23 protein-coding genes are annotated in these 25,922 nt (G+C 61.3%); 13 read left to right on the forward strand and 10 right to left on the reverse strand.

The features are described 5' to 3' along the window. The first annotated feature begins 100 nt into the window (after positions 1-100). On the forward strand, positions 101-1,345 hold the full coding sequence (locus RLCC275e_RS27920) for a DUF763 domain-containing protein (RefSeq protein WP_033183278.1): 1,245 nt from the start codon (positions 101-103) through the stop codon (positions 1,343-1,345). 22 nt (positions 1,346-1,367) lie between these two features. Here the strand turns inward: RLCC275e_RS27920 and RLCC275e_RS27925 are convergent, their stop codons facing one another. The 3 genes from RLCC275e_RS27925 to RLCC275e_RS27935 form a co-directional block, all read right to left on the reverse strand. After that, positions 1,368-1,817 carry a pyridoxamine 5'-phosphate oxidase family protein gene (locus tag RLCC275e_RS27925; protein ID WP_033183277.1) on the reverse strand — a complete coding sequence of 150 codons (450 nt, stop codon included), beginning with the start codon at positions 1,815-1,817 and terminating at the stop codon, positions 1,368-1,370. A gap of 190 nt (positions 1,818-2,007) precedes the next feature. Then, positions 2,008-2,925 (reverse strand): DMT family transporter, encoded by a 918-nt coding sequence (locus RLCC275e_RS27930; RefSeq protein ID WP_033183496.1) that lies wholly within the window; start codon positions 2,923-2,925, stop codon positions 2,008-2,010. Positions 2,926-3,046: 121 nt separating this feature from the next. Continuing rightward, entirely contained in the window at positions 3,047-3,970 is a 924-nt protein-coding gene (locus tag RLCC275e_RS27935; RefSeq protein WP_033183276.1) for a LysR family transcriptional regulator, read from the reverse strand. A 64-nt stretch (positions 3,971-4,034) separates the two neighbouring features. Here RLCC275e_RS27935 and RLCC275e_RS27940 point away from each other — a divergent pair, with 64 nt between their 5' ends. The 10 genes from RLCC275e_RS27940 to RLCC275e_RS27985 all read left to right on the forward strand — a co-directional run bounded on the left by RLCC275e_RS27940 (position 4,035) and on the right by RLCC275e_RS27985 (position 17,015). Next, positions 4,035-5,096 carry a YeiH family protein gene (locus RLCC275e_RS27940; protein WP_033183275.1) on the forward strand — a complete coding sequence of 354 codons (1,062 nt, stop codon included), beginning with the start codon at positions 4,035-4,037 and terminating at the stop codon, positions 5,094-5,096. A gap of 507 nt (positions 5,097-5,603) precedes the next feature. Beyond that, on the forward strand, positions 5,604-6,632 hold the full coding sequence (locus RLCC275e_RS27945; protein ID WP_033183274.1) for a substrate-binding domain-containing protein: 1,029 nt from the start codon (positions 5,604-5,606) through the stop codon (positions 6,630-6,632). A gap of 69 nt (positions 6,633-6,701) precedes the next feature. Beyond that, complete coding sequence (locus RLCC275e_RS27950) at positions 6,702-8,240, forward strand: sugar ABC transporter ATP-binding protein (protein ID WP_033183495.1); 1,539 nt, start codon at positions 6,702-6,704, stop codon at positions 8,238-8,240. Between the two features lie 28 nt (positions 8,241-8,268). Further along, a complete protein-coding gene (locus RLCC275e_RS27955; RefSeq protein ID WP_130707987.1) occupies positions 8,269-9,261 on the forward strand; it encodes an ABC transporter permease in 993 nt (330 codons plus the stop codon). Position 9,262: 1 nt separating this feature from the next. Then, the gene (locus RLCC275e_RS27960; protein WP_033183272.1) at positions 9,263-10,267 is read left to right on the forward strand and encodes a sugar-binding transcriptional regulator; all 1,005 of its coding nucleotides are present in this window, start codon (positions 9,263-9,265) and stop codon (positions 10,265-10,267) included. Further along, positions 10,264-11,259 carry an aldo/keto reductase gene (locus RLCC275e_RS27965; RefSeq protein WP_033183271.1) on the forward strand — a complete coding sequence of 332 codons (996 nt, stop codon included), beginning with the start codon at positions 10,264-10,266 and terminating at the stop codon, positions 11,257-11,259. Before RLCC275e_RS27960 ends, RLCC275e_RS27965 begins: the two co-directional genes overlap by 4 nt. Before the next feature lie 12 nt (positions 11,260-11,271). Further along, the gene (locus tag RLCC275e_RS27970) at positions 11,272-13,020 is read left to right on the forward strand and encodes a glycerol-3-phosphate dehydrogenase/oxidase (protein ID WP_033183270.1); all 1,749 of its coding nucleotides are present in this window, start codon (positions 11,272-11,274) and stop codon (positions 13,018-13,020) included. Continuing rightward, positions 12,993-13,835: a class I fructose-bisphosphate aldolase gene (locus RLCC275e_RS27975; protein ID WP_033183269.1), complete on the forward strand. Its 843-nt coding sequence runs from the start codon at positions 12,993-12,995 to the stop codon at positions 13,833-13,835. Before RLCC275e_RS27970 ends, RLCC275e_RS27975 begins: the two co-directional genes overlap by 28 nt. Positions 13,836-13,866: 31 nt before the next feature. Next, a complete protein-coding gene (locus RLCC275e_RS27980; protein ID WP_033183268.1) occupies positions 13,867-15,393 on the forward strand; it encodes an FGGY-family carbohydrate kinase in 1,527 nt (508 codons plus the stop codon). A gap of 2 nt (positions 15,394-15,395) precedes the next feature. Further along, positions 15,396-17,015: a GMC family oxidoreductase gene (locus tag RLCC275e_RS27985; protein ID WP_432444180.1), complete on the forward strand. Its 1,620-nt coding sequence runs from the start codon at positions 15,396-15,398 to the stop codon at positions 17,013-17,015. Positions 17,016-17,285: 270 nt separating this feature from the next. Here RLCC275e_RS27985 and RLCC275e_RS27990 read toward each other — a convergent pair whose 3' ends face one another. Together RLCC275e_RS27990 and RLCC275e_RS27995 are read right to left on the reverse strand one after the other, a co-directional pair. Then, positions 17,286-17,489, reverse strand: coding sequence for a cold-shock protein (locus tag RLCC275e_RS27990; protein ID WP_003550088.1), 204 nt, complete (start codon positions 17,487-17,489; stop codon positions 17,286-17,288). A gap of 112 nt (positions 17,490-17,601) precedes the next feature. Further along, positions 17,602-18,222 (reverse strand): hypothetical protein, encoded by a 621-nt coding sequence (locus RLCC275e_RS27995; protein ID WP_033183266.1) that lies wholly within the window; start codon positions 18,220-18,222, stop codon positions 17,602-17,604. Positions 18,223-18,486: 264 nt separating this feature from the next. Between RLCC275e_RS27995 and RLCC275e_RS28000 the strand changes: the two genes are divergently transcribed. Then, the gene (locus RLCC275e_RS28000) at positions 18,487-19,599 is read left to right on the forward strand and encodes a hypothetical protein (protein ID WP_171816973.1); all 1,113 of its coding nucleotides are present in this window, start codon (positions 18,487-18,489) and stop codon (positions 19,597-19,599) included. A gap of 136 nt (positions 19,600-19,735) precedes the next feature. After that, complete coding sequence (locus RLCC275e_RS28005) at positions 19,736-20,581, forward strand: alpha/beta fold hydrolase (protein WP_033183265.1); 846 nt, start codon at positions 19,736-19,738, stop codon at positions 20,579-20,581. Between the two features lie 46 nt (positions 20,582-20,627). On the opposite strand, the gene RLCC275e_RS28010 is transcribed toward RLCC275e_RS28005, so the two are convergent. From RLCC275e_RS28010 to RLCC275e_RS28030, 5 genes are read right to left on the reverse strand one after another with little or no spacing between them, the layout of a single operon-like run. Then, positions 20,628-21,371 (reverse strand): ABC transporter ATP-binding protein, encoded by a 744-nt coding sequence (locus RLCC275e_RS28010; RefSeq protein WP_033183264.1) that lies wholly within the window; start codon positions 21,369-21,371, stop codon positions 20,628-20,630. Beyond that, positions 21,368-22,225, reverse strand: a complete 858-nt coding sequence (locus RLCC275e_RS28015; RefSeq protein ID WP_033183263.1) for an ABC transporter ATP-binding protein — start codon at positions 22,223-22,225, stop codon at positions 21,368-21,370. The genes RLCC275e_RS28010 and RLCC275e_RS28015 overlap by 4 nt, the downstream gene beginning before the upstream one ends. Then, positions 22,222-23,157, reverse strand: a complete 936-nt coding sequence (locus RLCC275e_RS28020; protein ID WP_033183262.1) for an ABC transporter permease — start codon at positions 23,155-23,157, stop codon at positions 22,222-22,224. The genes RLCC275e_RS28015 and RLCC275e_RS28020 overlap by 4 nt, the downstream gene beginning before the upstream one ends. Before the next feature lie 4 nt (positions 23,158-23,161). After that, positions 23,162-24,259: an ABC transporter permease gene (locus RLCC275e_RS28025; protein WP_033183261.1), complete on the reverse strand. Its 1,098-nt coding sequence runs from the start codon at positions 24,257-24,259 to the stop codon at positions 23,162-23,164. 6 nt (positions 24,260-24,265) lie between these two features. Then, the gene (locus RLCC275e_RS28030; RefSeq protein ID WP_033183260.1) at positions 24,266-25,852 is read right to left on the reverse strand and encodes an ABC transporter substrate-binding protein; all 1,587 of its coding nucleotides are present in this window, start codon (positions 25,850-25,852) and stop codon (positions 24,266-24,268) included. Positions 25,853-25,922: the final 70 nt, after the last annotated feature.

The following is a 25,922-nucleotide window of genomic DNA, read 5'->3' on the forward strand; positions in this document are numbered from 1 at the left end:
ACTGGGAGAGCAAACGCTTGGATTATTTTTGGGTTCCCTGCGGCGCCAGATGAGTCGGTCGGGTTGGCAGGGCCGGCGATACGAAGTGCAAGGAAACGAGATGTCACAACGAGCAGGCAGCGCCGATCTTCCCCTTCACGGGGGACGCGTACCGCATTGGCTCGGCGACCGGATGACGCGGTTGGGAACGCTGGTCACCGAGGCGATCGTCCATCACTATGGCCGCGACGAATTCCTGCGCAGGCTCGCCCATCCCTTCTGGTTCCAGTCCTTCGGCGCGGTGATGGGCATGGACTGGCATTCCTCCGGTATCACCACCAGCGTTCTCGGCGCGTTGAAGCGCGGGCTGAAGCCGCGTGCCGGCGAGCTCGGCCTGCATGTCTGCGGCGGCCGCGGCGCGCATTCTCGCAAGACGCCGCAAGAGCTCGTCTCGATCGGCGAGCGTGTCGGCCTCGACGGGGAGGAGCTCGCGACCACGAGCCGTCTCATCGCCAAGGTCGACAGCGCCGCCCTTCAGGATGGGTTCGATCTTTATCTGCACGGGTTCATCGTCGCCGATGACGGCCATTGGGTGGTTGTGCAGCAAGGCATGAACGGCGACAAGCGTCAGGCCCGGCGCTATCACTGGCTGTCGGAAGGGCTGGAGAGCTTCGTCGACTCACCGCATGCGGCAATCGAGGGAAGGAGCCAGGGCGAGATCGTCAATCTTGCCGACCGTCGCGCCGAACGCTCGCGGCGCGGTCAGCTCGATCTGCTGGCGACCCTCGGGCCCGACCGGATCATCCGTGAAGCCGCCGCACTGCGGCGTGCCGAAGCGCCGGCGCCCGAACCCGCCGAACAGCCGATGCTGCCGCACCTGATCATGCCTGCCCATCACGACGTCCGCGAAAGCGACGTCAACATGCGGCGCCTGCACGGAAATCTGGCTGCCGCGGCAGATCGCGGGCCGGCGGATTTCGAAGAGCTGCTGCTCGTTCCAGGCGTCGGCGCCCGCACGGTGAAAGCGTTGGCCATGGTCGCGGAAGTCGTCCACGGCGCCCCCTGCCGCTTTTCCGATCCCGCGCGCTTCTCGATCGCCCATGGCGGCAAGGACCGCCATCCTTTTCCGGTCCCGCTCAAGGTCTATGATGAGACGATCGCCGTGATGAAATCGGCAGTGCAGAAGGGCAGGCTCGGACGCGAGGAGGAGCTGCAGGCGCTCAAGCGCCTGGACGACCAATCCAGGCAGCTGGAACGCTATGTCACGGGTCCCGACCTCAAGGAAATCATCGCCGGCGAATTCCGTCAATCCGCCGATTTCGGCGGCCGGAGCGTCTTCGGCTGGGAGGAGCCGCCCGCAGAGTAGGGCACCCCTTTATGCCACTATCCTAACTCGCTGAGCCAGGCAGGGTGACCTCACCGTTCTCCTCTCCATCCCAGTACCGGATGGAGGATGCTGAAACCTTGATGAGAACGATCCCGGGAGTGTCCACTCCTTCAGGAAACCACCGCTCGAGATCGGGAACCCAATGTTCTTCGAAAGCCGCCTTGTCCCGCACCAGCGAGGCGAAGCCCTCGACAGCGATGAAAATCCCCGGTTTGCCGAGCAGGCTGGGAGGCGCCGTGAACGTCAGCGAGACGGTGTCGATGCCTTCGATCTCCGTGATTTTCCTGGTGTCTCCATAGGAAAAGAACCAGGAATCCCCGTCATATTCGACGTCGCCGTTATTGCTCATCGGTCGGGCCGAGATGCGGCCCGACCCGGCGTTCGTCGACAGCATGCAGAAATCGATCTTCTTCAGCTGCGAGGATAGGTCTTCGAGGGTCATGGACGCCATTGCGATCTCCCGGGTTTGAATGCTCGGGAGTAGCGTGCAAGCGTCCAAATTGTTCCCTGGAAGGCCCGCGTGACTGAGCCCCCATCCGTTTGATCTATTCCCGCACGGTTTAAGGATGGAAGTATGCAGGAATTCCGGGAGTTACAGCCGCGTCCCATGCGAAGCTGAAAGATAAGCAGCGCTGTAGCCCTCAATGGCCGTCGGGCGGGACGGCTTCAGCCGGAACCGTCTCTTTCAAATTCTTCCGGTGGAAGATGAAGAGCCCCGCAACGACGATGATTGCGGCGCCGACAATGATCTGCGTATCGGGAACATCGTTGAAGAAGAGGTAGCCGAGGACGATCGCCCAGAGCAGCAGCGTATATTGCAGCGGCGCGAGCAGCGATGCCGGTGCGAGCTTCAGCGAGCGCGTGATGAGCAGATGCGCGCAGGTGGCGACGATGCCGAGCAGCAGCATGCCGGACCAATCGATGAGCGTTGCCGGCTGCCAGTGACCGATGCTCAAGACGATGCCGGTGACGAGCGCGGCGATCGTCTGCCATGTCACCAGCGTCGTGTCGCTGGTCGAGCGCAGATAGCGGCTCATCACCAGCGACAGCGCAAAGGCAAGGCTGCCGGCAAGGCCGAACAGCGATGGTAGCGACAGCATCGCCGTGGATGGACGCAGCGCGATGACGACGCCGGCAAAGCCGATCAGAACGGCCAGCCAACGGCGCCAGCCGATCTTCTCTCCGAGAAAGAAATGCGAGAGCGCCGCAATGTAGATCGGCCCGGCCATATAGAAGGTCATCACATCTGCGAGCGGCAGATAGGCGACGGCAGCATAAAAGAGCGCGACATCGCAGGTCGCCATGAAAACTCGGATGAACTGCAGGCCCTTCTGCTCGACGCGAAACAGGGCCATCGGCCCTTGCCGCAGGATCATTGGTCCGAGCACGATGAAAGCGCCGATCGAGCGGATCACCAGCACCTGGCCGACGGCAAAGCTCGCGACCAGCCATTTGCCCATTGCATCGTTCAGCGCAAACAGCAGATCGCCAAGCAGCATCAGTACAACGCCGGTCATGATCAGGTTTCCGGCATTGATTACGCCAGTCTTGGTTGTCATATCTCGCATCCTCGCAAAGCAGCCGCGCATGCGTGGCCGAGTGCGGCTTCTGCCTTAACTCTACCGATGTCAAGCGCATCGATGATGTGATGAAGCAGACCACCGGCGCGGTGGATCAGACCTAAAGCGCCCAATCATCCCAATTCTGGACTTCGGCCGCTTTGTCCTCGCGGCAAATGGTTTCCAGCGCCAGCGAAGCACGACTGGAGTGCCTTTGTTTATGCCGCAGGATTGCAAATTGGCGGGATGGCAGAGGGAAGCGCGCCTTTACCAGCAGACCTTGCGTCAAGAGCGGTGCGGCCACGGCACCTGAGACGACCGTCGCGCAGAGGCCCTCTCTTGCTGCCGATATGACCGCCTCGTTCGACGGCAGTTCAAGTGCGACAGCCAGATCTGCGGGGGCTATGCCGAGATTGGAAATTGCCGCCTCGAAAGCCGACCGGGTTCCGGACCCCTTTTCCCGCATGACCCATTTTGTGCCCGAAACCAGGTCTGCCGGTGTTATTGGTTTGCCACGCGCCCAGGGATGGCGCGGACCGACGACGACAAGGAGTTCGTCCTCGGCAAGCGGCTGAACATGCAGCGCCGGCTCATCAACGCTGCCTTCGACGAAACCGACTTCGGCCAATCCATCGAGAACCGCTTTCGCCGCCGTGGTCGTGTTGCCAATCATCAGCTTCAAGTCGATGCCCGGGTAGCGGATCTTGAAACGCATCAGCATCGCCGGCAGCCAGTAGCTGGCGATCGTCTGGCTTGCAAAAACGACCAGTTCACCCTTTTGCAGGCCGCCGAGATCGGACAGGACGAGCGCTGCGGCCTTTGCGCGCGCCAGAGTCGCTCTAGCCTCCCCCAGAAACACCCGTCCTTCGTATGTCAGCTCTATGCGGCGGCCGACGCGATGGAAAAGCTCGACGCCATAGGAGGTCTCGAGATTGCGGATAGCCGAGCTGACGGCCGATGGCGTGAGCCCGATCGCGAAGGCAGCCTTGGTCAGATGCTCGCGTTCGGCGACCGCGACGAAAATGGAAAGCTGTTCAAACGTCATGATTCAATCGTTCGATTTAACCGAATGAATCATACAAAACTATTCAATGGAAGTCGACAATTGAGTGTGGGAGATTACAGTCCTCCGCAAGGTCTTGCCGATGATTGTTTCCGCCTCACGTTCCCTGTCGCTTCCCGCCGTTCTGCCGGGGCTTGTCCTGTGTGCGGCAGTCACGCTTTCTGCCTATCTCATTGAGCAGCTGCAGATGATGGTTTTCGGCTCGCATTGGATTGAGAGCCTCGTGCTCGCCATTCTGATCGGCATTGCCGTGCGCTCCTCGATCTGCTTGCCGCAGACGTTCATTCCCGGTATCCAATTCGCCGCCAAGACGCTGCTGGAGATTGCGGTCGTGTTGCTCGGCGCCTCGCTCAGCACGGCTGCCATCAGGCAGGCCGGACTGCCGCTTGTTGGCGGAATTGCCGTTCTGGTTGCTCTGTCTTTGGCCGGCAGCTTTGTTATCGGGCGGCTCTTTGGACTGTCGGCCAGCCTGGCGACCTTGGTTGCTTGCGGCAATTCGATCTGCGGCAATTCTGCAATTGCCGCCGCAGCGCCGGTGATCGGCGCCAAACCCGACGATATCGCGGCCTCGATAGCCTTTACCGCGCTGCTCGGCATCGGTGCAGTGCTGACGCTGCCGCTTCTTCATCTGCTCTTGGGTTTGAGCGTCGTACAATATGGCGTTTTCGCAGGGCTGACAGCCTATGCCGTCCCGCAGGTCCTGGCGGCCACGGCCTCTGCCGGAGCCGTCAGCACCCAGGTGGGCACGCTCGTCAAACTGATCCGCGTGATGATGCTCGGACCCGTCATCCTCGTGCTCGGTGCCGTTCATGGCCGCCGTCCTGGCGGTTCGCCAGTCAAGCTCCGCCATGTTCTCCCATGGTTCATCCTCGGTTTTGCAGCCATGGCGACGCTTCGTTCCCTCGACGCGATCCCGGCGCCGCTGCTGCCCGGGATGGGGGCTGTCTCCGCCGCCTTCACCGTCACCGCCATGGCCGCTTTGGGCCTCTCCGTTGATGTCAGATCCGTCGCCCATACCGGCGGTCGTGTCCTCGGAGCGGCGGCGCTGTCGCTGTTGGCGCTGGGGGCTCTCGGGCTTTGCCTGATCGGGCTGCTGAATATCGTCTGATCGAGGTTGCATGCCCAAAATACTTGCAAAGATTCCGTTGCCTTCCAAGCGATCGGTGGCCAGCCCGCATATCCACGTCAGGCGGAAGCATAGATCGTCATGTTTCCGTGACGCCCTATTGCGCGCCAATCGGCTGTAGAGCAATTCCACCAAAGTGCCCAACGGACTTGCGCCCGCAATTGCACAATACCAAAAGATAAAGCGTTTCCATGGTGCGCGGAAAAGCGGACGCGCTCCGGTTGGGGTCGTTTGTGGAACCCGGCGACATCATCAGTCGCCACGACGATCGGCATGAACTCTCGAGCGCTGGCCGGCGGACATCGACCGCCACGTGAGAGAACGTGATGAAATATATTTCATCATATGAATTATATTGACAGCGCTCTGCCGTTGCGATTATCTGCCCATACCGGACTTCGAGGAGGAACTCCGGTCTTCAATGGATCATCGGCAGCCGCTGAGGCGCCGCCGGATATTTGGGAGGGGCTTCGGCCTCGAGGAGGAAACTTGCGCAAATTTCTAAGCACGACCGCATTGGCGGTCCTTGCATCGACGCTTTTCGCCGGCGCGGCCAGCGCGGACACGGAAAATCCGTTCCGCTGCAAGCCCGGTGAAAAATACGTCATGAACGTCATGGTATCGGGCGTCGAATATTGGTTCCCGGTCTATGAAATGTTCAAGCAGGCCGGTCAGCAGCTCGGTTGCGAGACTGCCTATACCGGCACGCCGGAATATGACGTCAACAAGCAGATCGCCACTTTCGACCAGGCGTTGGCCCAGAATCCGGCCGGTATTCTCGTTCACCCGATGAACTCCGATCCGTTCATCGAGCCGATCAACCGGGCGATCGACCAGGGCACGGCGGTCGTGACCTTCGCAGCCGATGCGCCGCTTTCCAAGCGCATCTCGTTCGTCACCTCGGACAATACCCGCGAAGGCACCTATGCGGCCGACGCGATTGCCGAAAAGATGGGTGGCAAGGGTGAATATGCCGTTCTCGAAAATCCGGGCCAGGACAACCACGACAAGCGTATCGCCGCCTTCATCGCCCGTATGGAGGAAAAATATCCGGATATGAAGCTCGTCGGCCGCGCTGCATCCAATCAGGACCCGAACAAAGCCTATCAGGGCTTGATGAGCTTGGTGCAGGCACATCCGAACATTGGCGCCGTCTTCATGCCGGAAGCGAATTCGGCGATCGGCGCTTCGCAGGCCAACAAGGAAAGCGGCGGCAAGATCCTCGTGATGTGCGCCGACGTCAACGCCAACATTCTCGACATGATCAAGGCGGGCGAAGTGTTCGGCTCGATCAACCCGAACCAGGGCATGCAGGGTTACATGGGCTTCATGCTCCTGTGGCTTGCCAAGCATCCCGAACTCATCGACCCGATGAACGACGCCAAGCGCGTCGGCTTCAATCCGATGAGCATTCCGTTCGTCGACAACGGCCTTTCGATCGTCACGGCTGATAATGCCGACGACTTCTACTGGGACAAGTATCTGAAGCGGCGGGGCACCAAAGGCATCGAGGAGTAAGCCTTTGTGCCGGCTGTCCGGGGGCAGGAAACTCCGGACAGCCACCGCGAGCGTGAGGAGGAGACGATGATGGCGTCGGTGCCGGTTCTGGAAATCCGCAATGTCAGCAAGCACTTTGGTGCAGTGAAGGCGTTGACGGAGGTGAGCTTCAGCCTGGAGAAAGGCGAGGTTCATGCGCTTTGCGGCGAAAACGGCGCGGGCAAGTCGACGTTGATGAACATCATTGCCGGCGTGCTGCAGCCGACCGAGGGGGACATTCTCGTCGATGGCGCGCCGGTAAAGGTGACGTCGCCGGCCGTGGCGCAATCGCTCGGGCTTGGCCTGGTGCATCAGGAAATCGCGCTCTGCCCCGATGCGACGGTGGCCGAGAATATGTTCATGGCCGCTACCAACCGTCGCCGCTCGCCTTTCATGAACTATGGCAGGCTGGAGCGGGACGCGCAGGTCGCGATGAACCGTCTGGCGCCGATCGATGTGCGCCGCAAAGTCGGCGACTTGTCGATTTCCAGCCAGCAGCTCGTCGAGATCGCCAAGGCGCTGACGCTCGATTGTCGGGTGTTGATCTTCGACGAACCGACAGCGGCTTTGACGGAATCGGAGACGCAGGTCCTGTTCGGAATCATCCGCGACCTCAAGGCGCAGGGTATTTCAATCATCTATATCAGCCACCGCATGGCCGAAATCTTCAGCCTGTGTGACCGGGTCACCGTGTTTCGCGATGGCCGTTATGTCTCGACGGAGAAGGTGGCGGATTTGACGCCGGATGATGTGGTGCGCCGCATGGTCGGGCGCGAGATCACTCAGCTCTATCCGGAAAAGCAGGCGCTGGCGGAGCGGACCGATGAAATCATCCTGAGCGTCCGCGATCTCGGCGACGGCAGCCGCTTCACGAATGTGAGCTTCGAACTGCGCAAGGGTGAAATTCTCGGCGTCGGCGGGCTGATCGGCTCGGGCCGCACCGAGATAGCCGAAGGTATTTGCGGATTGCGGCCGGTAACCGCCGGCGAGGTGCAGCTGCATGGACAGCGGCTTCGGACGCGCTCTTATGCGCAGGCCGCGCAAGCGGGCGTCGTCTACCTGTCGGAAGACCGAAAAGGCTCCGGCATTTTCCTCGACCTTTCCATCGCCCAGAACATTGCCGTTCTCGATTTGAAATCGCTGACCGGACCGCTGGGACTGTTGAATTCCAAGGCCGAGGCGGATCGCGCCCACAACCTGGTCCGGCGGCTCGGCGTGCGGATGGGTGGCATCGACATGCCGGTTTCGTCGCTGTCGGGCGGAAACCAGCAGAAGGTGGCGATCGCAAAGCAGTTGGCGGTCGATCCCGAGGTCATCCTGATGGACGAGCCGACCCGCGGCATCGATGTCGGCGCCAAATCGGAAATCCACCGGCTGCTGCGCGATCTCGCGCGCTCCGGCATCGGCATCGTCGTCATCTCATCGGAACTGCCTGAGCTTCTCGGCCTGTGCGACCGGGTGCTGGTCATCCACGAAGGCACGGTCGCAGGCGAGGTCGAGGGCGAGACGATGACGGAAGAAGCGATCATGCGGCTCGCCTCGGGTATCGGCGGTCACAACAATTCAAAGGCATCAGAGCATGCCGCATGAAGAAAACGTAGGGGCAGGAGACAACGTCATGGCGGACGCTACATTGGTAACGGCACATCAGGCACGCGCGCCCGGCTGGAAACGGCTGGGGACGATACGCGAGGCGGGACTAATCGCGATCATCTTGGTGCTCTGCATCGTCATGAGTTTTGCCTCGCCGCATTTTCTGACGCTCGGCAACTTCCGGGCGATGCTGATGTCGTTCTCGGTGGAAGGGATCGTCGTCGTCGGCATGACCATCCTGTTGATCGTCGGCGGCATCGACCTGTCGGTCGGCTCGGTCGTCTGCTTCTCGATGGTGCTGTCGGGCTCGCTGTTCCTGATGGGGCTCGATCCGTGGAGCGCATCTCTGATCGGCATTCTTGCCAGCGGCCTGATCGGCTGTGTCATGGGCTTCTTCGTCACGGTCGTCGGGCTCAACCACTTCATCACCTCGCTTGCTGCCATGGTCATCGTGCGTGGTATCTGCCTGATCATCACCAAGGGAACGCCGCTGTCGCTGTTCACCTTGCCGCCCTCGTTCAAGGCGGTCGGGCAGGGCACATTCTACGGCGTCCCCTATGTGATCCTGATTTTTGTTGCGGTCGTCGTGCTGTTCGATTTCCTGCTGCGCCGGGCGACCGCCTTCCGCAAGGTGTTCTACACCGGCAGCAACGAGAAGGCGGCGCTCTATTCCGGGATCAAGACCAACCAGGTGAAGTTCTGGGTGACGGTGCTCTGCGCCACGCTGTCCGGCGTTGCCGGGGTGATCTACATGTCCCGCTTCGGTGCCGCGACCCCGACCTTTGGCGTCGGCATGGAGCTCAATATCATCGCCGCCGCGGTGATCGGCGGTGCGTCGCTGAATGGCGGTTCCGGCACGATCCTGGGCGCAATCCTCGGCATTGCCCTTCTGTCGGTCGTAACAAGCTCGTTGATCTTGCTCGACGTGTCTGTCTATTGGCAAGACATGATCAAAGGCTGCATTCTGCTTGCTGCCGTCTCGATCGACCATTTCCTGCACAAGCGGAAGGCTGCCTGATATGCCGATAGCCAAACTCAAACCCGCGAACGCGCCGCGCGAGGAAATTGTGATCGCCCGGCAGATGCACCAGGCCCTGGTCCTGCATTTCCTCGAGGGACTGACACAGGCGCAGATTGCCGATCAGCTCGGCATCTCGCACGCCACCGTCAACCGGCTGATCAAGCGCGGCCGCCAGCTCGGTCTGGTCGAGATCAAGATCAAGTCGCCGGTCGAGCCGCTGGTCGACATGGAAGAACAGCTCCGAGCGCTTGGCGGCATCGGCCGCGCCGTGGTGGTGCCGACAGTGTCCGACAATCCGCAGACGGCGCTTCAAGCCGTCGGCGAGGCGGCAGCAAGGTTGCTGCTGGAAGAGATCACCGACGGCGATACGATCTGCATCACCGGCGGCAAAGGCGTGAGCGCCGTCGTCGCCGGTCTGCAGCCGCCGCGTCGGTTCAATGTCGAGGTCATTCCGGCAACCGGCTGCGTGCAAGGTAAACACTATACCGACGTCAATCATGTCTCGACCTTGATGGCCGACCGGCTTGGGGGGCGTTCCTACCAGATCCATGCGCCGCTCTTTGCCGACGATGCCGAGCAGCGGGCGATGCTGATCAACATGCGTTCCGTCGCAGACGTTTTCAAACGGGCGCGCGAGGCGAAGGTGGCGGTGGTCGGCATCGGCTCGATCCTGTCGGACGATTCGAGCTATTACGACCTGCATCCGTCCTCGAGCACCGACCGCGCCGCGATCGAGCGGTCCGGCGCGTCCTGCGAATTGCTGGCGCATCTGCTCGATGATCATGGCCAGGTCTGCGACTACAGCCTTAACCGTTCGCTGGTGTCGTTGACGCTGCCGGAATTCGCCTCGATCCCCACCAAGATCGGTGTGGCGAGCGGGCCGAACAAGGCGGGCCCGATCCTCAGCGTTCTGCGCGGCAATCATCTCGATACGCTGGTGACCGATGAGGCGACGGGTGCGCGGGTGCTGGCACTGGCGAATGGCGAAGGAAAATGGGCATGAGCGGACAGCAATTGACACGTGAGATCGGCAAGTCCGGCGTTTCCGCCTCGGCGGTCGGACTGGGCACCTGGGCGATCGGTGGGTGGATGTGGGGCGGGACCGATGAGGCAGAATCCATCGCCGCGATCCAGGCATCGCTCGATGCCGGCGTGACGCTGATCGACACGGCGCCGGCCTATGGGCTTGGACGTTCCGAGGAGATCGTCGGCAAGGCACTGGCCGGGCGCCGCGACAAGGCTGTCATCGCCACCAAATGCGGCCTTGTCTGGCATACGCAGAAGGGTCGTCATTTCTTCGACCAGGACGGCAAGCCGGTCCACCGTTATCTCGGCCGCGATGCGATCCTGCATGAGGTCGAGGAAAGCCTGAGGCGGCTTGGAACCGACTATATCGACCTCTATATCACCCATTGGCAGGATCCGACGACCCCGGTCGAGGAGACGATGCGGGCGCTGGAAGACCTGCGCGCATCGGGCAAGATCCGGGCGATCGGCGCAAGCAATGTCAGCCCCGACGACCTCAATGCCTATATCGCTGCCGGTGGTCTCGATGCGATCCAGGAGCGGTTCAGCATGATCGACCGGGAAATCGAGGCGGAACTTCTGCCGCTGACCAAGGCCAACAGCATTGCGACGCTGAGCTACTCGTCGCTGGCGCTGGGGTTGCTGTCCGGCACCATCGGTCCGGACCGGGTGTTCTCAGGCGACGACCAGCGCAAAGGCAATCCGCGCTTTTCGGTCGACAACCGCCAGAAGGCAACGGCGCTGGCCGACGCCATCCGGCCGGTCGCCGAAAAACACGGCGCCAGCATCGCCCAGATCGTGATTGCCTGGACGCTGGCGCAGCCGGGCATCACCTTTGCACTTTGCGGCGCGCGCAATCCGGCACAAGCGCTCGACAATGCGCGGGCCGGGACCATCCGGCTGGATGCGGCCGATCTTGCGGCCATCGATAAGGCCATAGCGGCGAAACTGACTGACATGGACAGGTAGCGGATCGCCATCATGAAACGGCAAGAGATATTGGACGGGCTCCGCCAGAGGCCGAAGGTGGACGTGTGTGTCATCGGCGGCGGCATCAACGGCATCAGCGTCTTTCGGGAGCTGTCGCTACAGGGGCTGAATGTGCTGCTCGTCGAGAAACACGACTATTGCTCCGGGGCCAGTTCGGCGCTGTCGCGCATGGTCCATGGCGGGCTTCGCTATCTTGAAAACGGCGAATTCAAGCTGGTACAGGAATCGCTGGTCGAGCGGGATCGGCTGCTGCGCAACGCGCCGCATTACGTCGCGCCGCTGCCGACGACGGTACCGGTGTTCGATATATTTTCCGGCCTCGGTAATGGCATCATCCGCTTCCTCGGCCTCAGCCGCCGCCCAAGCCGGCGTGGCGCTATCGCCATCAAGGCGGGCCTGAGTATCTATGATTTCCTGACGCGCAAGCGGGCATTGATGCCGCGCCACCAGTTTCGCGGCCGGCGCAGAACGCTTGCCAAGTGGCCGGCGCTCAATCCCGACATCAAGAGTTCGGCCACCTATTTCGACGCCTGGGTCAGCCATCCGGAGCGGCTCGGCTTCGAGCTTCTGCAGGACGGTCTTTCAGCAAAGTTCGGAGCGATGGCGCTGAACTATGCGGAACTGCGGCGGACAGAGGATGGTCAGTACCGTGTCGAAGACCAGATCGGCGGCGCATCGGTTGCCGTCGAACCGGCGCTGATCATCAACGCCACCGGCGGCTGGATAGACATCGCCAATCAGAGCCTGTTTTCGCCAGAAGCACGGCCGGCACCGCTGATGGGCGGCACCAAGGGCTCGCATCTGATCGTCGACAATGCGGAGCTGCGCGACGCGCTCGCCGATCACATGATCTACTATGAGAACGAGGACGGGCGGATCTGCATCCTGTTTCCCTATCTCGGCAAGGTTCTCGTCGGTTCCACCGATATCCGCGTCGACGATCCTGAAACGGTGCGCTGCGAGGCCGGCGAGCGGGATTATATCCTGCAATCGCTCGCCTTCGTGCTGCCTGATATCACCGTCCGGCCGGAACAGATCGTTTTCCAGTTTTCCGGCGTGCGGCCGCTGCCGGCCAGCACCGACAGTTTTACTGGCCGCATTCCGCGCGATCATTTCTGCACGGTCGTCGAGCCCAAAGATGGCGGCCCGCCGGTTCTGTGCATGATCGGCGGCAAGTGGACGACATTCCGATCCTTCGGGGAACTGGCGGCCGACATGGCTCTGGAAAGGCTGGGCAGGCGGCGCCGCGTTGCGACAACCGATCTGCCGATCGGCGGAGGGCGGGCATTTCCCGCCAGCGTGGCCGTCTGGCTAACGCAGATGGCGGCCAGCAAAGGCCTTTCCATCAGGCGCATGGCTGAGCTGTTTGCCCGATATGGCACGGATGCCGAGGCGGTTGGCGATTTCATCGCGGCCGGCCCCGATGCAGTGCTGCCGCACGCCGGCTACTCGGTGCGCGAATTGCAGTTCCTGATCCGCGGTGAAGCGGTGGAACATCTCGACGACCTGCTTTTGCGGCGCACGACGCTGGCCGTTTCGGGCGAGCTTTCGCTCGGCATGATGGATGCCGTACTCGACCTGCTGGCGCAAGAAAAGCGCTGGACGCTCGCGCATCGCACCCGTGAGCGCGACCGTTTTCTCACCCTTCTCATCGAACGCCACGGCGTCGACGAAGACATGCTTTCCGCAAGGAACGAACCAAGGAGCATAGAATGCGACACAACAGCAAAGTCCGGATGAACCGGCTGTTCGGCGGCGGCCGCTGCCTCGACGTGGCGATCGATCACGGCGTCTGCAACGAACCGTCCTTCCTCAACGGGCTGGAGGATATTCATGCCGTCGTCAAGGCGCTGGTTTCTGCCGGACCGGATGCGATCCAGATGAATTACGGCCAAGCAGACCTGCTGCAGGACGTGTCCGGCAAGGACAAGCCGGCGCTGGTCATGCGCATCGACATGGGTAATCCCTATAACCGGATCCGCCACCGCGACATGTGGGCGGTGCTGCAGAACGAGGCCGAGCCGTTGATCGGCGCGATCGAAATGGATGCGGCCTGCGTCGTCGTCAACCTGTTCATGCTGCCGGACGAGCCGGACCTGTTCCGCCAATGCGTGCAGAACATTTCCCGGGTGCGGGCCGATTGCGACAAGTATGGCATGCCGCTGATGATCGAGCCGCTGGTGATGCAGCCGGTCACCGAAAAGGGCGGCTACATGGTCGACGGCGACGCGGACAAGATCGTTACGTTGACGCGGCTCGCCCGTGAGATGGGGGCGGATATCGTCAAGGCGGATCCGACCACCAATGCCGAGGATTTCCATAGAGTGGTGGAAGCAGCCCGTTGCCCGGTTCTGGTGCGCGGCGGCGGGAAGGAAGATCTTCGTGCCGTCTTCGACAAATCCGCCGCCTTGATGCGACAGGGCGCGATGGGCATGGTTTATGGGCGCAACATCTATCAGCACGCCAATCCGAGTGCCGTGGTGCGCGGGCTGATGGCGATCGTGCACCAGGATGCGAGCGGCGAACAGGCCATTGCACTCTATCAGCAGGGTTGAGCAGCGATCTCGAACCTTGGGAGGGTTCTGCATGGGAAACTATCTTTTAGGGCTCGACGCCGGAAACACCGTTATCAAGGCGGTGATTTTCGACCGGGCGGGCAACGAGATCGCAGCTGCGTCCGAAGAAGGACACAGCCGCATGCCGAGCCCGGGGCATGTCGAGCGAGGGTTGGACGAACTCTGGACGAATGCTCGGCAGGTCATCCGCGCTTGCATCGAAAAGGCAGAGATCCAGCCGGAGGAAATTGCCGCGATCGGTTGCGCCGGGCATGGCAACGGTCTCTATGCGCTTGATCGCGACGGCCTTCCGCTGATCGGCATCCAGTCGCTCGACACACGGGCTGCCGGGCTGGTCGATGAATGGCGAGAAGCCGGTGTTGGTGACCGGACCTATCCGATTGCCCGCCAACGCCCGTGGCCATCCCAGACGCCGACATTGCTTGCCTGGCTGAAGCGTCACCGGCCGGAACTGTTCAATCGCATCGGTACAGTGTTCTTCTCCAAGGATTTCGTCGTCAACCGTCTGACTGGCCGCCGCGTCAGCGAAGTATCCGATATGTCGGGGGCCGGTCTGCTGGATCTTGCCGCGCGCCGCTACGACAAGGCGCTGATGGAGGCCTATGGGCTGGGCAATTGCATGGACCTGTTGCCGCCGCTCATCGAAAGCGCCGACATTGCCGGGACCGTGACGGAAGAGGTGGCGACGCAAACCGGGCTTGCCGCCGGGACGCCTGTGGTCGGTGGGCTGTTCGACGTTGTCGCCTCGGCGCTCGGCTCGGGCGTTTCGCGCACCGGCAGCGCCTCGATCATTGCCGGCACCTGGAGCATCAACCAGGTCGTTATAGACGGTCCCGACCTCGACGGGCCGGTCTTCATGTCCTCGACTTTCGATCGCACCCGTTACATGGCGATGGAAAACAGCGCCACCTCGGCTGCCAATCTCGAATGGCTGGTGCGGGAGTTCTTCGAAGGCGAGCATGCGGAAGGCGTTTCGCCCTTCGATGCCTGCTGCGCGCTGGCCGGGGCGATCGAGCCCGCGGCAGACGATCCGCTCTACCATCCGTATCTTTACGGCGCCCAGCAGGACGGCCACGCCCGCGCCGGCTTCTACGGCATTGCCGGCTGGCACAGCAAGGGGCATCTCGTTCGTGCGCTTCTTGAAGGTGTCGCCTTCGGTCATCGCCAGCACATCGAGACGATCCGAAAGGCGGGCGCGGTCTTCAACGAGGCGGTGCTCTCCGGCGGCGGCTCACGCAGCCTGATCTGGCCGCAGATCTTTGCCGATGTGCTCGGCGTTCCGGTCAGCGTTGCCCGTTCGCGCGAAACCGGTGCACTGGGGGCGGCGATTGCGGCTGGAACCGGCGTCGGCATTTTCGCGAACTTCGGCGCTGGTGCTGCGGCCATGGTCCGCACCGAGCGGCATTATCGTCCGGATGTCTCGCTTGAGGCGCATTATGCGCGACGTTACGCTCTCTATCAGGATATCGCCGAAGCGATGGCACCGCTCTGGCGGCGTCTGACGGCGGTCCCGCCGGCAGCAGCGGGGGCGGAGTGAACATGCGTGTGAACGATGCGGCCATTGATGCGGGAAGCTACGACTATATCATCGTCGGCGCGGGCTCGGCGGGATGCGTTCTGGCCAACCGGCTGTCGGCCGATCCGAAAACCCGCGTCCTGCTGCTCGAAGCCGGCGGCAGCGACCGCTATCATTGGGTGCATGTGCCGATCGGCTATCTCTACTGCATGGGCAATCCACGCACCGACTGGATGATGAGGACGGCCGCGGAAGCCGGACTGAACGGCCGGTCACTGCCCTATCCGCGTGGAAAAGTGCTGGGCGGCTGCTCGTCGATCAACGGCATGATCTACATGCGCGGTCAGGCGGCCGATTACAACGGCTGGCGGCAGGCGGGCAATTCCGGCTGGGGTTGGGACGACGTGCTGCCCTATTTCCTGAAATCCGAGGACAACCATCGCGGCAAGTCGCGGATGCATGGAGCGGGCGGCGAATGGCGGGTGGAGAAGCAGCGGCTGTCCTGGCCGATCCTCGATGCCTTTCGCGATGCGGCGGAAGAACTCGGCATCCGCAAGACCGACGATTTCAACGATGGCGACAATGAAGGCTCGGGCTATTTCGAGGTCAACCAGCGCGGTGGCCTGCGTTGGAACACGACCAAGGCCTTTCTGCGCCCGGCGATGAAGCGGCCCAATCTGCGTGTGCTGACCGGCGCCGAAACCGAGCGGCTGGAATTCGACGGCAGAATGGTGACTGGCGTGCGGTTCCGGCTGAACGGGCGGAGTCATCTCGCTCGCGCCGGTCGCGAGGTCATCCTGTCTGCCGGTGCGATCAATTCACCGAAAATCCTGGAGCTTTCCGGGGTCGGTCGACCGGATGTGCTGTCCGCTGCCGGACTGGATGTCGTCCATGAACTTCCGGGTGTCGGCGAAAACCTGCAGGACCATCTGCAAATCCGTACGGTCTTCCGCATCGAGGGCGCAAAGACGCTGAACCAGCTCTATCACAACCTTTTCACCCGGGCGGGCATGGGGCTTGAATATATGCTGCGCCGGTCCGGGCCATTGTCGATGGCGCCGAGCCAGCTCGGTATCTTTGCCAAGAGCGATCCGGCCGTTGCAACCGCCGATCTCGAATATCATGTGCAGCCCTTGAGCACCGACCGGCTCGGCGAACCGCTGCACAAATATCCCGCCGTCACCGTCTCCGTCTGCAATCTGCGGCCGGAAAGCCGGGGGACCGTGCATGTTGGCGGCCGGGACTTTTCCGTGGCGCCGGAAATCCGCCCGAATTATCTTTCGACCGTCGGCGACCGGATGGTTGCGACGAAATCGATCCGGCACGCCCGCCGGCTCATGGAGGCCGGTGCGATCGCCAAGTACCGGCCTCAGGAGATGCTCCCGGGCACGGAATACCAGAGTGACGAGGAGCTGATCCGCCGCGTCGGCGATATCGCCACGACGATCTTCCATCCGGTCGGCACCTGCAAGATGGGCAGAGACACGATGGCGGTTGTCGATCCGCAATTGCGGGTGCATGGGCTGGCGAAACTGCGGGTGGTCGATGCCTCGATCATGCCGACGATCGTGTCGGGCAACACCAACTCGCCGGTGATCATGATTGCCGAGAAGGCCGCGAAAAGCATTCTATCAGGGGCGTGATGAGCTCTTCGCCGTGATGAACTGCTCGCATTGTCTAAGGCTAATGCGTGGAACAACCTTTTGTCAGAGACAAAACGCTCAGTTTGCCGCGACTGCGCTGGCGTGAGCGTCGTCACGCGTCCCAACGACATGCGTGGCACAAAGACCTAAAGCGCGAAGAGCGAATATGAAAAATCGCGCCGCGCTGTAGAGTACGAAGGCATTCGCGCCAACGGCTCGTGAGGATGAGCCCAACCCGCTCAACGCAGGCTGGGCCACCTTCGATTTCAATCAGAGGGTCGAGACGTTCTCAGCCTTCGATTTTCCGGTCTTGCGATCCTGTCCAACTTCGAAGCTGACCTTGTCGCCTTCGCGGAGCGACCCGCCGCTCTGCAGCGCAGACACGTGAACAAAAACGTCCTGCCCGCCACCCTCAGGGGTGATGAAGCCGAAGCCCTTGTCGTCATTGAAGAATTTAACGGTACCTGTCGGCATGAGATAACTATTTCCTTGTATCGTTCAGCGATTTGCGAAGGCGAAACTATAGCTTCGGGGCTTCTCTATCAACCCTTTAGCACACCGACGGCTCTTTGAATGTAAAAAGATATCAGCTCCGACGAAGGTCAATGCGGCTCGTAACAACCGATCGACCTGTAGCGGGGTCGGTATCGATGGTTGTGAGGCGCATGCCCGATGCCCCGGTTTTTTCGATCGTCATCTGCGCACGGCGATCGCCATTGACCTCTTTCGCCCATTTGATCGCCAGGCTTATGGCATTGCCCGCGCGCTTTCCGCCTAGACCCGCGGTGCCGGTGCCCGCGCCCACGTAGGAGCCGGTGTAGCTGTCACCACTGGCCTTGAGGTTAGCGCTGATGACACGGGAAAAAACGACGAGACTGGTGCAGCGTCCATTGAGTGCAAGGGAGCTTGCATTCGCATCCGATTTGAAGCGGCAAGTGACTTTAATGGTGGGTGCGTTTGTCCGCACTTTCACCGTACCATTGCCGCTCCAACTTCCCGCCAGTGTTTTGAGGAACGCCGATTCGTCGGCGTGGGCGGCGCCGGCCGTGAGCATCGACGCCGTCGCAGCGACCATGGCGCAGGCAAGGATCTTCATCATCTGAGTAACTTTCGGGCCGCGTAACATCCGCATCATGACGCTCGGCTCTTCGAGGAGGAGGGTGTCATATAACCGCTCGGCGATGAGTTGGTTCCGTATGGGCGGCATTCGATCGCGTTCCCAACACAGCGCGCACGTTTTCAACAAGATCAACTGGCCAATGATGCCCACGCACGCTGAAAGGGATTGCCGATCTCCCGCCGGAAGCTTTAGATCGGTCTTGCACAATGAGATTGTGCGAGCCGGCCGGAATGGCGTCAGTTCCGCTACAGCGCCGCGCGTCTTGAGATGCGCAAAGGAGGTTGTTGCGTTTTGAACTGCTGCATAGGGGGCCGCCGACTGAAACTTTGCCAGCCCACTGCGCTGTCACATATGAGGGGTCCGACGCCATTGCCTTCACTTGTTCTTCCTGGTCGCCCGCTCTCGTTGGCGCGCAACGTCATCTCCACGCCGAATGCTTACTTCTGGGCAACGCCCATTATCCTGGCACTGGCTGTCTTTCTATTCGTCTCGGAAGCACCGGGCGTGATCCGCGATTTCCAGATCAGCCAGAACCCTTTGACGCTCGAAAATGGCGACGTGCAAAACGGGCGATGCACGACACGCAAGGCAGTCTTTACCGATTGCGAGGCACGCCTTGTCTATAGCTACGGTGGACGAGACTACGACACTGAGGTCGAGGTGATGTTCGTCGATTTCCATACTGGCGACTACGAAACTGGTCTCGTGATATCAGCCGATCATCCGGAACTCGCGACGATGAGCCTGGGTCTGGATATGCTCTGGAACCGGATCATCACGCTCACCGTGTTTGCGCTACTGTTTGGCGGCATGGGCTTGGGAATGATTTTTCTCGCTATCCGCATTTGGCGGGTTAAGGGCCAACTGCTTCGGCCTGCCATGCTGACCCCCGTCCCGGTCGAGATCACCGCATTCGACCGCAAACGCGGCGTCCTTTCCATCACCTATAATGACAAGATCGCCGACGACAAAACAGGGCGATCGGCTTACACGCGCATGAAGAATGGAGAGGAGCCTCTGATCGTCGGTGAAGCCAATGGCAAGGCGATCGGACTGGCGGTCAGGCACGGCAATACGGCTCTGCCGGTGCTTCTCGACGATCGTCTGCAGCGTGTGGAGCTTACGGATAATGAACGCACCGCAGCTCTTGCACCGTTTGCGTATCAGCAAGAAGGCGATCGGAGCGTTCCGGTTTTGATTGAAGACACCAAAAGGGCGGTATCGATCTGGAAGCGGCTGCAGCTTTTCTTCGGTGTGTTGCTTCTCATCGTCGTCGGTGTGGTCGGCTTCTGGCTTTGGTACGTCACCACCTCCACGACAGCATTCCAATCGCCTGGCATGGATATCAACAATCTCATGCCAGCGCCGTTGAACGAGTGGGGATGCGAGCAGTTGAAGAAGCGTTTTGGTCAGGATCGCGCGCCGTTTGGTTGCGTCGCCGACGATTATACGAGCTGGAAATAGAAAGAAGGCGCCCGCTATTTGACTGGGCCCTCATGATCGTTGACGGGGCAATCGGCTGCGCGCGTGGCAGCGGCCGGCCAAAGCGGCGGAATCCTGCACGGTTGTAGGTGCCCAAGCCAATAAAGGACGCCGCCAAGTGACTGAACGTATGATCAAGTTTGACGACGTCGAGATTGCCACTCAGGCTTTCGGCAATCCGGCGCATAAGCCGATCCTGCTCATCATGGGCGCCATGGCTTCCATGTTGTGGTGGCCGGACGACTTCTGCCGAAAACTTGCTGATCACGAGTTTTATGTCATCCGCTACGACAATCGAGACACCGGCCGCTCGACGATCTACCCGCCGGGGGAACCGCCCTATGCAATGGACGACATGGCTGATGACGCCATCAGGGTACTCGATGGCTACGGCATCGACGGCGCCAATCTGATCGGAATGTCGTTGGGTGGCACGATGGCCCAGATCGCCGCTCTCTTAAATCCGAAGCGCGTCAAGACACTAACGCTGATCTCCACCACGCCGGTGGGCATTGATACCAGTGCTCTGCCCCATACGACCGACGCCTACATGGAGCACGCAGCGACGGGTGAGAACGTCGATTGGACAGACAATGCGCAAGTGATCGAATTCCTCGTCAAGGATACCCAGATGATCGCCGGTTCGGCGCACCCTTATGACGAAGGGCGGGCGCGCGCCTTTGTTGAACGTGACGTCAAGCGGGCCAAAAACTTCGTCAGCGCCACCAATCATTTCATGCTCAAGGCCGGCCAGACCTTGAGCGGCAAACTGGGTGAGCTGATCGCGCCCCTCCTTGTCATACACGGAACGGCCGATCCGATTTACCCCGTTGAGCACGGCGAATTGCTGGCACGAACCGTCAAGGGCGCGAAGCTCGTTCGGCTCGAGGGTGGTGGCCACGAAATGCATCTCGAAGATTGGCAAGAGATCATTTCTGCTATCCACGCACATTGCGGTCCGTAGCTTGACGGCGTCAAAAAGCAGGCAGTGCCCCGTGCCGAGCCAACAGCTACGCCTTTCCATACATCCGGCTCGCCCGCAGCAGGCGTTGCGAATAAGGATGTTCGACCGCACCTTTTCGGAGGGCACCGACATCGACCTGTTCGACGATCTCGCCCGCTTCCATGATGGCGACGCGGCTGCACATGTGCGAGACGACGGCGAGATCATGGCTGACGAGCAGATAGGTCAGACCGCGATTGGTGCGCAGATCCTGGAGGAGATTGAGGATTTCTGCCTGAACGGACACGTCGAGCGCCGACGTCGGTTCGTCGAGAAGTAGTACATCCGGATCCAGCATCAGCGCACGGGCGATCGCCACGCGCTGCCGCTGGCCCCCAGACAGCTGGTGCGGAAATCTGTAGCTCAGCGCCGGGTCGAGGCCGACCGATCTCAGGACGGCGTTGACGTCGACGGAATTCGTATCCAGGCCCTGGTTGCGCAGCGGTTCTTTCAGCTGCGAGCGGATGGTCTTGCGGGGATGGAGGGATCCGTAGGGGTCCTGGAACACCATCTGCACCCGGCGGAAGAATGGCCGACTGCGCCGTTGATTCAACGGCTCGCCGTGGAGCTCGATCCGGCCGTCATAGTTGGCGTTGAGGCCGGAAAGCGCCCTCAGGACAGTGGACTTCCCGCAGCCGGACTCGCCGACCAGGCCGAAAGCAGTTCCCTTTTCGATGGCGAAGCTTACGTCTCGAACGACAGGCCGCTGCCCAGGTCCGAAACGGACCGTAAGATTGTCGATTTTAATCACCGCGGCGGCTCCAATGCGAATTCTTCAAGCCAGGCCGGATCTCGTTTCAGGATCGGCAGCCGGGCAGGGGGATCTTCGATCGTCGGCAAGGATGCCAGCAACCCCTGCGTATAAGGATGTCTGGCCTTGTCGAGATCGCGCGCCTCGAGCACTTCCACCACCCGCCCCGCATACATGATGAGGACGCGATCGCAGAAATTCCTGATGAGATTGAGGTCGTGACTGATGAAGATCAGCCCGAGATTGCGGCGCAGGACGAGCTCGTCAAGCAGGGCCAGAATTTCGAGCCTCACCGTCACATCGAGCGCTGACGTCGGTTCGTCGGCGATCAGCACTTCGGGTTCGGCAATCAGCATCATGGCGATCATCGCCCGCTGGCCCATCCCGCCCGAGATTTCGTGCGGATAAAGGCGGGCCACACGCTCAGGATCCCGGATCTGAACGGCCTCGAGCATTTCGAGCGCCTGCTGCCAGGTCTTTGCTCTGCTCGTCCTCGGATGATGGAAGCGGTAGGTCTCGGCAATCTGTTCGCCGATCCGCATGACGGGATTGAGCGAATATTTCGGGTCCTGCAGGATCAGACCGATCCTCCGTCCCCTGATCGTCATCATCGTTTTTTCGGTCGCCTTGAGCAGATCGACGTCGCGAAAGCGCATCCGCTCGGCATTGACGATCGCGGTCGGCGGCAGCAGCTTCATGATCGCGCGGCCGACGGTCGACTTTCCCGATCCGGATTCACCGACGATCCCGAGCTTTTCCTGCCCAAGCGAAAAGCTGACGCCGCGCACGGCCCGCACCTGTCCGCCGCCAAAGGCGATTTCGAGATTTTGAATATCGATCAAGGGCTCTGTCATTCTGAACCTCGGGGATCGAGAACATCGCGAAGCGCATCGCCGACGAGGTTGAAGGCGAGGCTGACGAGCGCGATGGCAATGCCGGGTGCTGCGATGACCCAGGGGCTGTCGAGCATGAATTCACGTCCGCTGGCGGCCATCGAACCCCATTCCGGCCACGGCGGCTGCGCGCCAAGGCCGAGGAAGCCGAGGCCAGCGGCGGTAATGATGATGCCGGCCATATTGAGGGTGACGCGGACGATCACCGAGGGAATGCACATCGGCAGGATGTGACGGGTGATGATCGCGAGTGATGTCGCGCCCTGCAGGCGCACGGCGGCGATGTAGTCCGCCTTGCGCAGGCTGAGTGTCTCGGCGCGCGCCAGGCGCGCGATCGGCGGCCAGGCCGTCAGCGAAATTGCGATGATCGCATTGGTAATGCCTGGACCGAGCGCTGCGGCAAAACCAAGCGCGAGGACGAGCCCGGGAAAGGAAAGGAAAATGTCGGTAACGCGCATCAGGATTTCATCGACGATGCCGCCGAAATAGCCTGAAACAGTGCCGATCAGCAGGCCGAGCGGTGCGACGATGACCGTGACGAGCATGATGATGTAGAGCGTGGTGCGGGCGCCATAGATCACCCGGGAAAAGACGTCGCGGCCAAAATTGTCGGTGCCGAGCCAATGGCTCGCGGATGGCGGGGCAAGCCGCCCGGCCATATCCTGAACGATCGGATCGTAGCTCGTCAGCAGTGGGGCGGCCAGCGCCACGACGATCAGCACGACGATGATGGCTAGTCCGGCAAGTCCAAGCGGGTGCAGGCTGAATTTCCGCCAGCCCTGATGAATTTGCTGCGCCGATGACTGGAACCAGCCTCGAGGCTCCGGTGCGAGCAGCCAGTTGCGAAGGCCGCCGGTGTTGACGCTGTCTGTGTGCTCAGAGGAGATCGTCATGGCGTCACCGTGTCCTCGGATCAAGAATGCGATAAAGGAAGTCCGACAGGATGTTGATCGTCAGGAAGACGGCGCCGATCGTCAGGACCGAACCCATGACCACGTTCATGTCGTTCATCTGCAGCCCGCGGGTCAGGTACTGGCCGAGCCCCGGCCACCCGAAGACGGTCTCGATCAGCACCGCGCCTTCGAGCAGCCCGCCGAAGGTCAGCGCCATGATCGTCAGGAGCTGTACGCGGATGTTCTTGAATGCATGGCGCCAGACCACCTTGCGGGTGCCGAGCCCCTTGGCCCGGGCGGTGATAATGTATTCCTGGCTGAGCTGCTCCAGCATGAAGCTCCGCGACATGCGGCTGATATAGGCAACGGAATAGTAGCCGAGAATGGCGGCCGGCAGGATGATGTGGCCAAGGGCGTTGTAAAACACGTCCCATTGGCTCTGAATCGCCGCGTCGATCAGTAGAAAGCCCGTCATCGGCGTGACGAGGCCTTCATAGAAGACATCGATCCGGCCCGAGGCGCCGACGAGCTTCAGCTTTGCATAAAAGACGAAGAGCGCCATCAGCCCGGTCCAGAAGATCGGGATGGAGTGGCCGGCAAGGGCAACGATCCGCGCGATGTGGTCGATAACGGTTCCGCGCCTGACCGCAGCGGTGATCCCCAAGGGAATGCCGACGATCGCCCCGATGATCATGGCGATGATCGCAAGTTCGATCGTCGCGGGAAAGATCGTCAGGAGATCGGTGAGGATCGGCTGGCCCGTCGTCGCCGACATGCCGAGATCGCCTGTGGCGATCTTGCCGACGTAGGAGAGGAACTGCATCCAGATCGGCTGCCCAAGACCCAGCTCATTATAGACGCGATCATAAACCTCCTTGCTGACCTCCGCCCCGGTGATGGCAAGCACCGGGTCGGCAGGCAGCAGGCGGCCCATCGAGAAGGTCAGGAAGAGCAAGCCGAGCAGCGTCGTCACGACGGCCACGACTCGTCCCGCCAGGCGCCGCAGCAGGCTGAGTGCCGGGTGCGGGGCCGCCTCGGCGAACCCGCCCTCCGTAGAGCCACGGCTGCTCTCCCGCTTCGATGTCAGATCGGCGCTCGCCACGGCGTTCTACTCCTTGGTCACGTCATGCCAGCGCGTCGACCATGTCGTATGCCCGTGATAGCCCTTGACGTTGGCGCGCATGACATAGGGGTCGGTTCGCTGGAAGAAGATGACCAGCGGTGAAGCCATGCCGGCATAGATGCCATCCATCTTCTTGAAGATGTCTGTGCGCTTTTCCGTGTCGCGTTCCTTCATCGATTGGTCGATGAGCGTGTTGAGCTCATCCACTTTCATGCCCGTGCGCCAGAGGTAATAGCTGCCGAGGCGTGCCTCGTCGCTATTGTCGGGGTTGAAGGCATATTGCGTGGCCACGGCGAAGGGATCGGGCAGGCGGGCGCCGGAATTGCCGAGCAGCACTTCGAATTTGCGCTCGCGGAAGGCCGGCGTGAACTCGCCGGGCACGAGATCGAGATCGAGGCCGGCGGCGCGCGCACTCGCCTGCAGCGCTTCGGCGAAGGGCAGGGTCGCGGCTCCCGACGGATTGAGCACCTTCTTCAGGCCGTTGGGATATCCGGCCTCCGCCAGCAGCTGCTTGGCCTTGGCGGGATCGTAATCGTAGCGGACCGCCGCCTCACCGGGAGCGCCGATCATGCCGCGCGGGATCATCGACTGCCAGGGAAAGCCCGTATAGCGCATGATGTTGCCGGAGATCGCTTTCCAGTCGAAGGCGTGCTGGAAGGCCTCGCGAACCTTCGGCTTCTGCAGATCCGGGTCTTTCTGATTGAGGGCGATATAGTAGAAGCCGAGACCCGGGACATTCTCGATGACCATGTCCTTCTTGGTAGCGAGCGCATCGAGGTCGCCGCTTGATACATACTGGCCGACATCGACGTCGCCAGCTTCGAGCTGAAGCCGGAGATTGCCGGATTCCGGGATATGACGAGCGACAACGCGCGCCATGGCCGGCTTGCCGTCCCAGTATTTCGGCTGCGCATTGAAGATCGCGACATCGTTCGGCCGCCACTGCGCCAAGGTGAATGGGCCGCTACCGGCGGAATTGGCGGAAAGCCAGGCGCCGCCGAAATCGTCGTTTGCCTCGTGCGCCAGAACCGTCTTCTTGTCGACGATGCCGATCGACGAGCCCGCCAGCGAATAGAGCACCAGATCGGTATTGACCGCCTGCGGCAGCTCGATCTCGAGCGTGTGTTCGTCTTTTGCGCGAACAAGCTTTTCGACGTTTTCAGGCGTGAAGCCCCAGAGCGCGATGTCGGTGGAGCCGACCTGACCCATCTTGATGACGCGCTGGATCGACCAGGCCGCATCCTCGGCGGTGACCTTGTTGCCGCTCTGGAAGACCGCGTCGTCGCGTAATGTCAGTGTGATGATCTTGCCATCCGCCGTGACACTCCATTGCTTCGCGAGCATCGGCTTCAGCGTTTTAAGGTCGTCCGGCGACAGCTGCACGAGGTTGTCGTAAATATTCGAGATCAGTTCGGAAACCGTGCGGGCATTGTTCTGCGCCGGATCGAGCGTCCTTATGCCGGTGAGATTGGTGCCGATCACCAGCATATTGGGCGGCGACGCCGCGAAGCTGGGCTGCGCCGTCATCATGGCGCCGGTAATTGCGATCGTTGTTAGTACTTGTCTCAGCATCTCAAGACCTCCCAATCCTGTTGTTGGCGGAAATAGAGCAATTCCAGAAAATGTGTGAAGCCGTTTTCCG

Origin of the sequence: Rhizobium brockwellii (assembly GCF_000769405.2) — a bacterium.
GTDB classification, from domain to species: Bacteria; Pseudomonadota; Alphaproteobacteria; order Rhizobiales; family Rhizobiaceae; genus Rhizobium; species Rhizobium brockwellii.

What these genes read in the sequence shown, in the direction of transcription:
- RLCC275e_RS27920 (WP_033183278.1), top strand. Translation starts at nt 101, where the DNA reads ATGTCACAACGAGCAGGCAGCGCCGATCTTCCCCTTCACGGGGGACGC.
- RLCC275e_RS27925 (WP_033183277.1), bottom strand. Translation starts at nt 1,817, where the DNA reads ATGGCGTCCATGACCCTCGAAGACCTATCCTCGCAGCTGAAGAAGATC.
- RLCC275e_RS27930 (WP_033183496.1), bottom strand. Translation starts at nt 2,925, where the DNA reads ATGACAACCAAGACTGGCGTAATCAATGCCGGAAACCTGATCATGACC.
- RLCC275e_RS27935 (WP_033183276.1), bottom strand. Translation starts at nt 3,970, where the DNA reads ATGACGTTTGAACAGCTTTCCATTTTCGTCGCGGTCGCCGAACGCGAG.
- RLCC275e_RS27950 (WP_033183495.1), top strand. Translation starts at nt 6,702, where the DNA reads ATGGCGTCGGTGCCGGTTCTGGAAATCCGCAATGTCAGCAAGCACTTT.
- RLCC275e_RS27955 (WP_130707987.1), top strand. Translation starts at nt 8,269, where the DNA reads ATGGCGGACGCTACATTGGTAACGGCACATCAGGCACGCGCGCCCGGC.
- RLCC275e_RS27960 (WP_033183272.1), top strand. Translation starts at nt 9,263, where the DNA reads ATGCCGATAGCCAAACTCAAACCCGCGAACGCGCCGCGCGAGGAAATT.
- RLCC275e_RS27965 (WP_033183271.1), top strand. Translation starts at nt 10,264, where the DNA reads ATGAGCGGACAGCAATTGACACGTGAGATCGGCAAGTCCGGCGTTTCC.
- RLCC275e_RS27970 (WP_033183270.1), top strand. Translation starts at nt 11,272, where the DNA reads ATGAAACGGCAAGAGATATTGGACGGGCTCCGCCAGAGGCCGAAGGTG.
- RLCC275e_RS27975 (WP_033183269.1), top strand. Translation starts at nt 12,993, where the DNA reads ATGCGACACAACAGCAAAGTCCGGATGAACCGGCTGTTCGGCGGCGGC.
- RLCC275e_RS27980 (WP_033183268.1), top strand. Translation starts at nt 13,867, where the DNA reads ATGGGAAACTATCTTTTAGGGCTCGACGCCGGAAACACCGTTATCAAG.
- RLCC275e_RS27985 (WP_432444180.1), top strand. Translation starts at nt 15,396, where the DNA reads ATGCGTGTGAACGATGCGGCCATTGATGCGGGAAGCTACGACTATATC.
- RLCC275e_RS27990 (WP_003550088.1), bottom strand. Translation starts at nt 17,489, where the DNA reads ATGCCGACAGGTACCGTTAAATTCTTCAATGACGACAAGGGCTTCGGC.
- RLCC275e_RS27995 (WP_033183266.1), bottom strand. Translation starts at nt 18,222, where the DNA reads ATGCCGCCCATACGGAACCAACTCATCGCCGAGCGGTTATATGACACC.
- RLCC275e_RS28000 (WP_171816973.1), top strand. Translation starts at nt 18,487, where the DNA reads ATGAGGGGTCCGACGCCATTGCCTTCACTTGTTCTTCCTGGTCGCCCG.
- RLCC275e_RS28015 (WP_033183263.1), bottom strand. Translation starts at nt 22,225, where the DNA reads ATGACAGAGCCCTTGATCGATATTCAAAATCTCGAAATCGCCTTTGGC.
- RLCC275e_RS28020 (WP_033183262.1), bottom strand. Translation starts at nt 23,157, where the DNA reads ATGACGATCTCCTCTGAGCACACAGACAGCGTCAACACCGGCGGCCTT.
- RLCC275e_RS28030 (WP_033183260.1), bottom strand. Translation starts at nt 25,852, where the DNA reads ATGCTGAGACAAGTACTAACAACGATCGCAATTACCGGCGCCATGATG.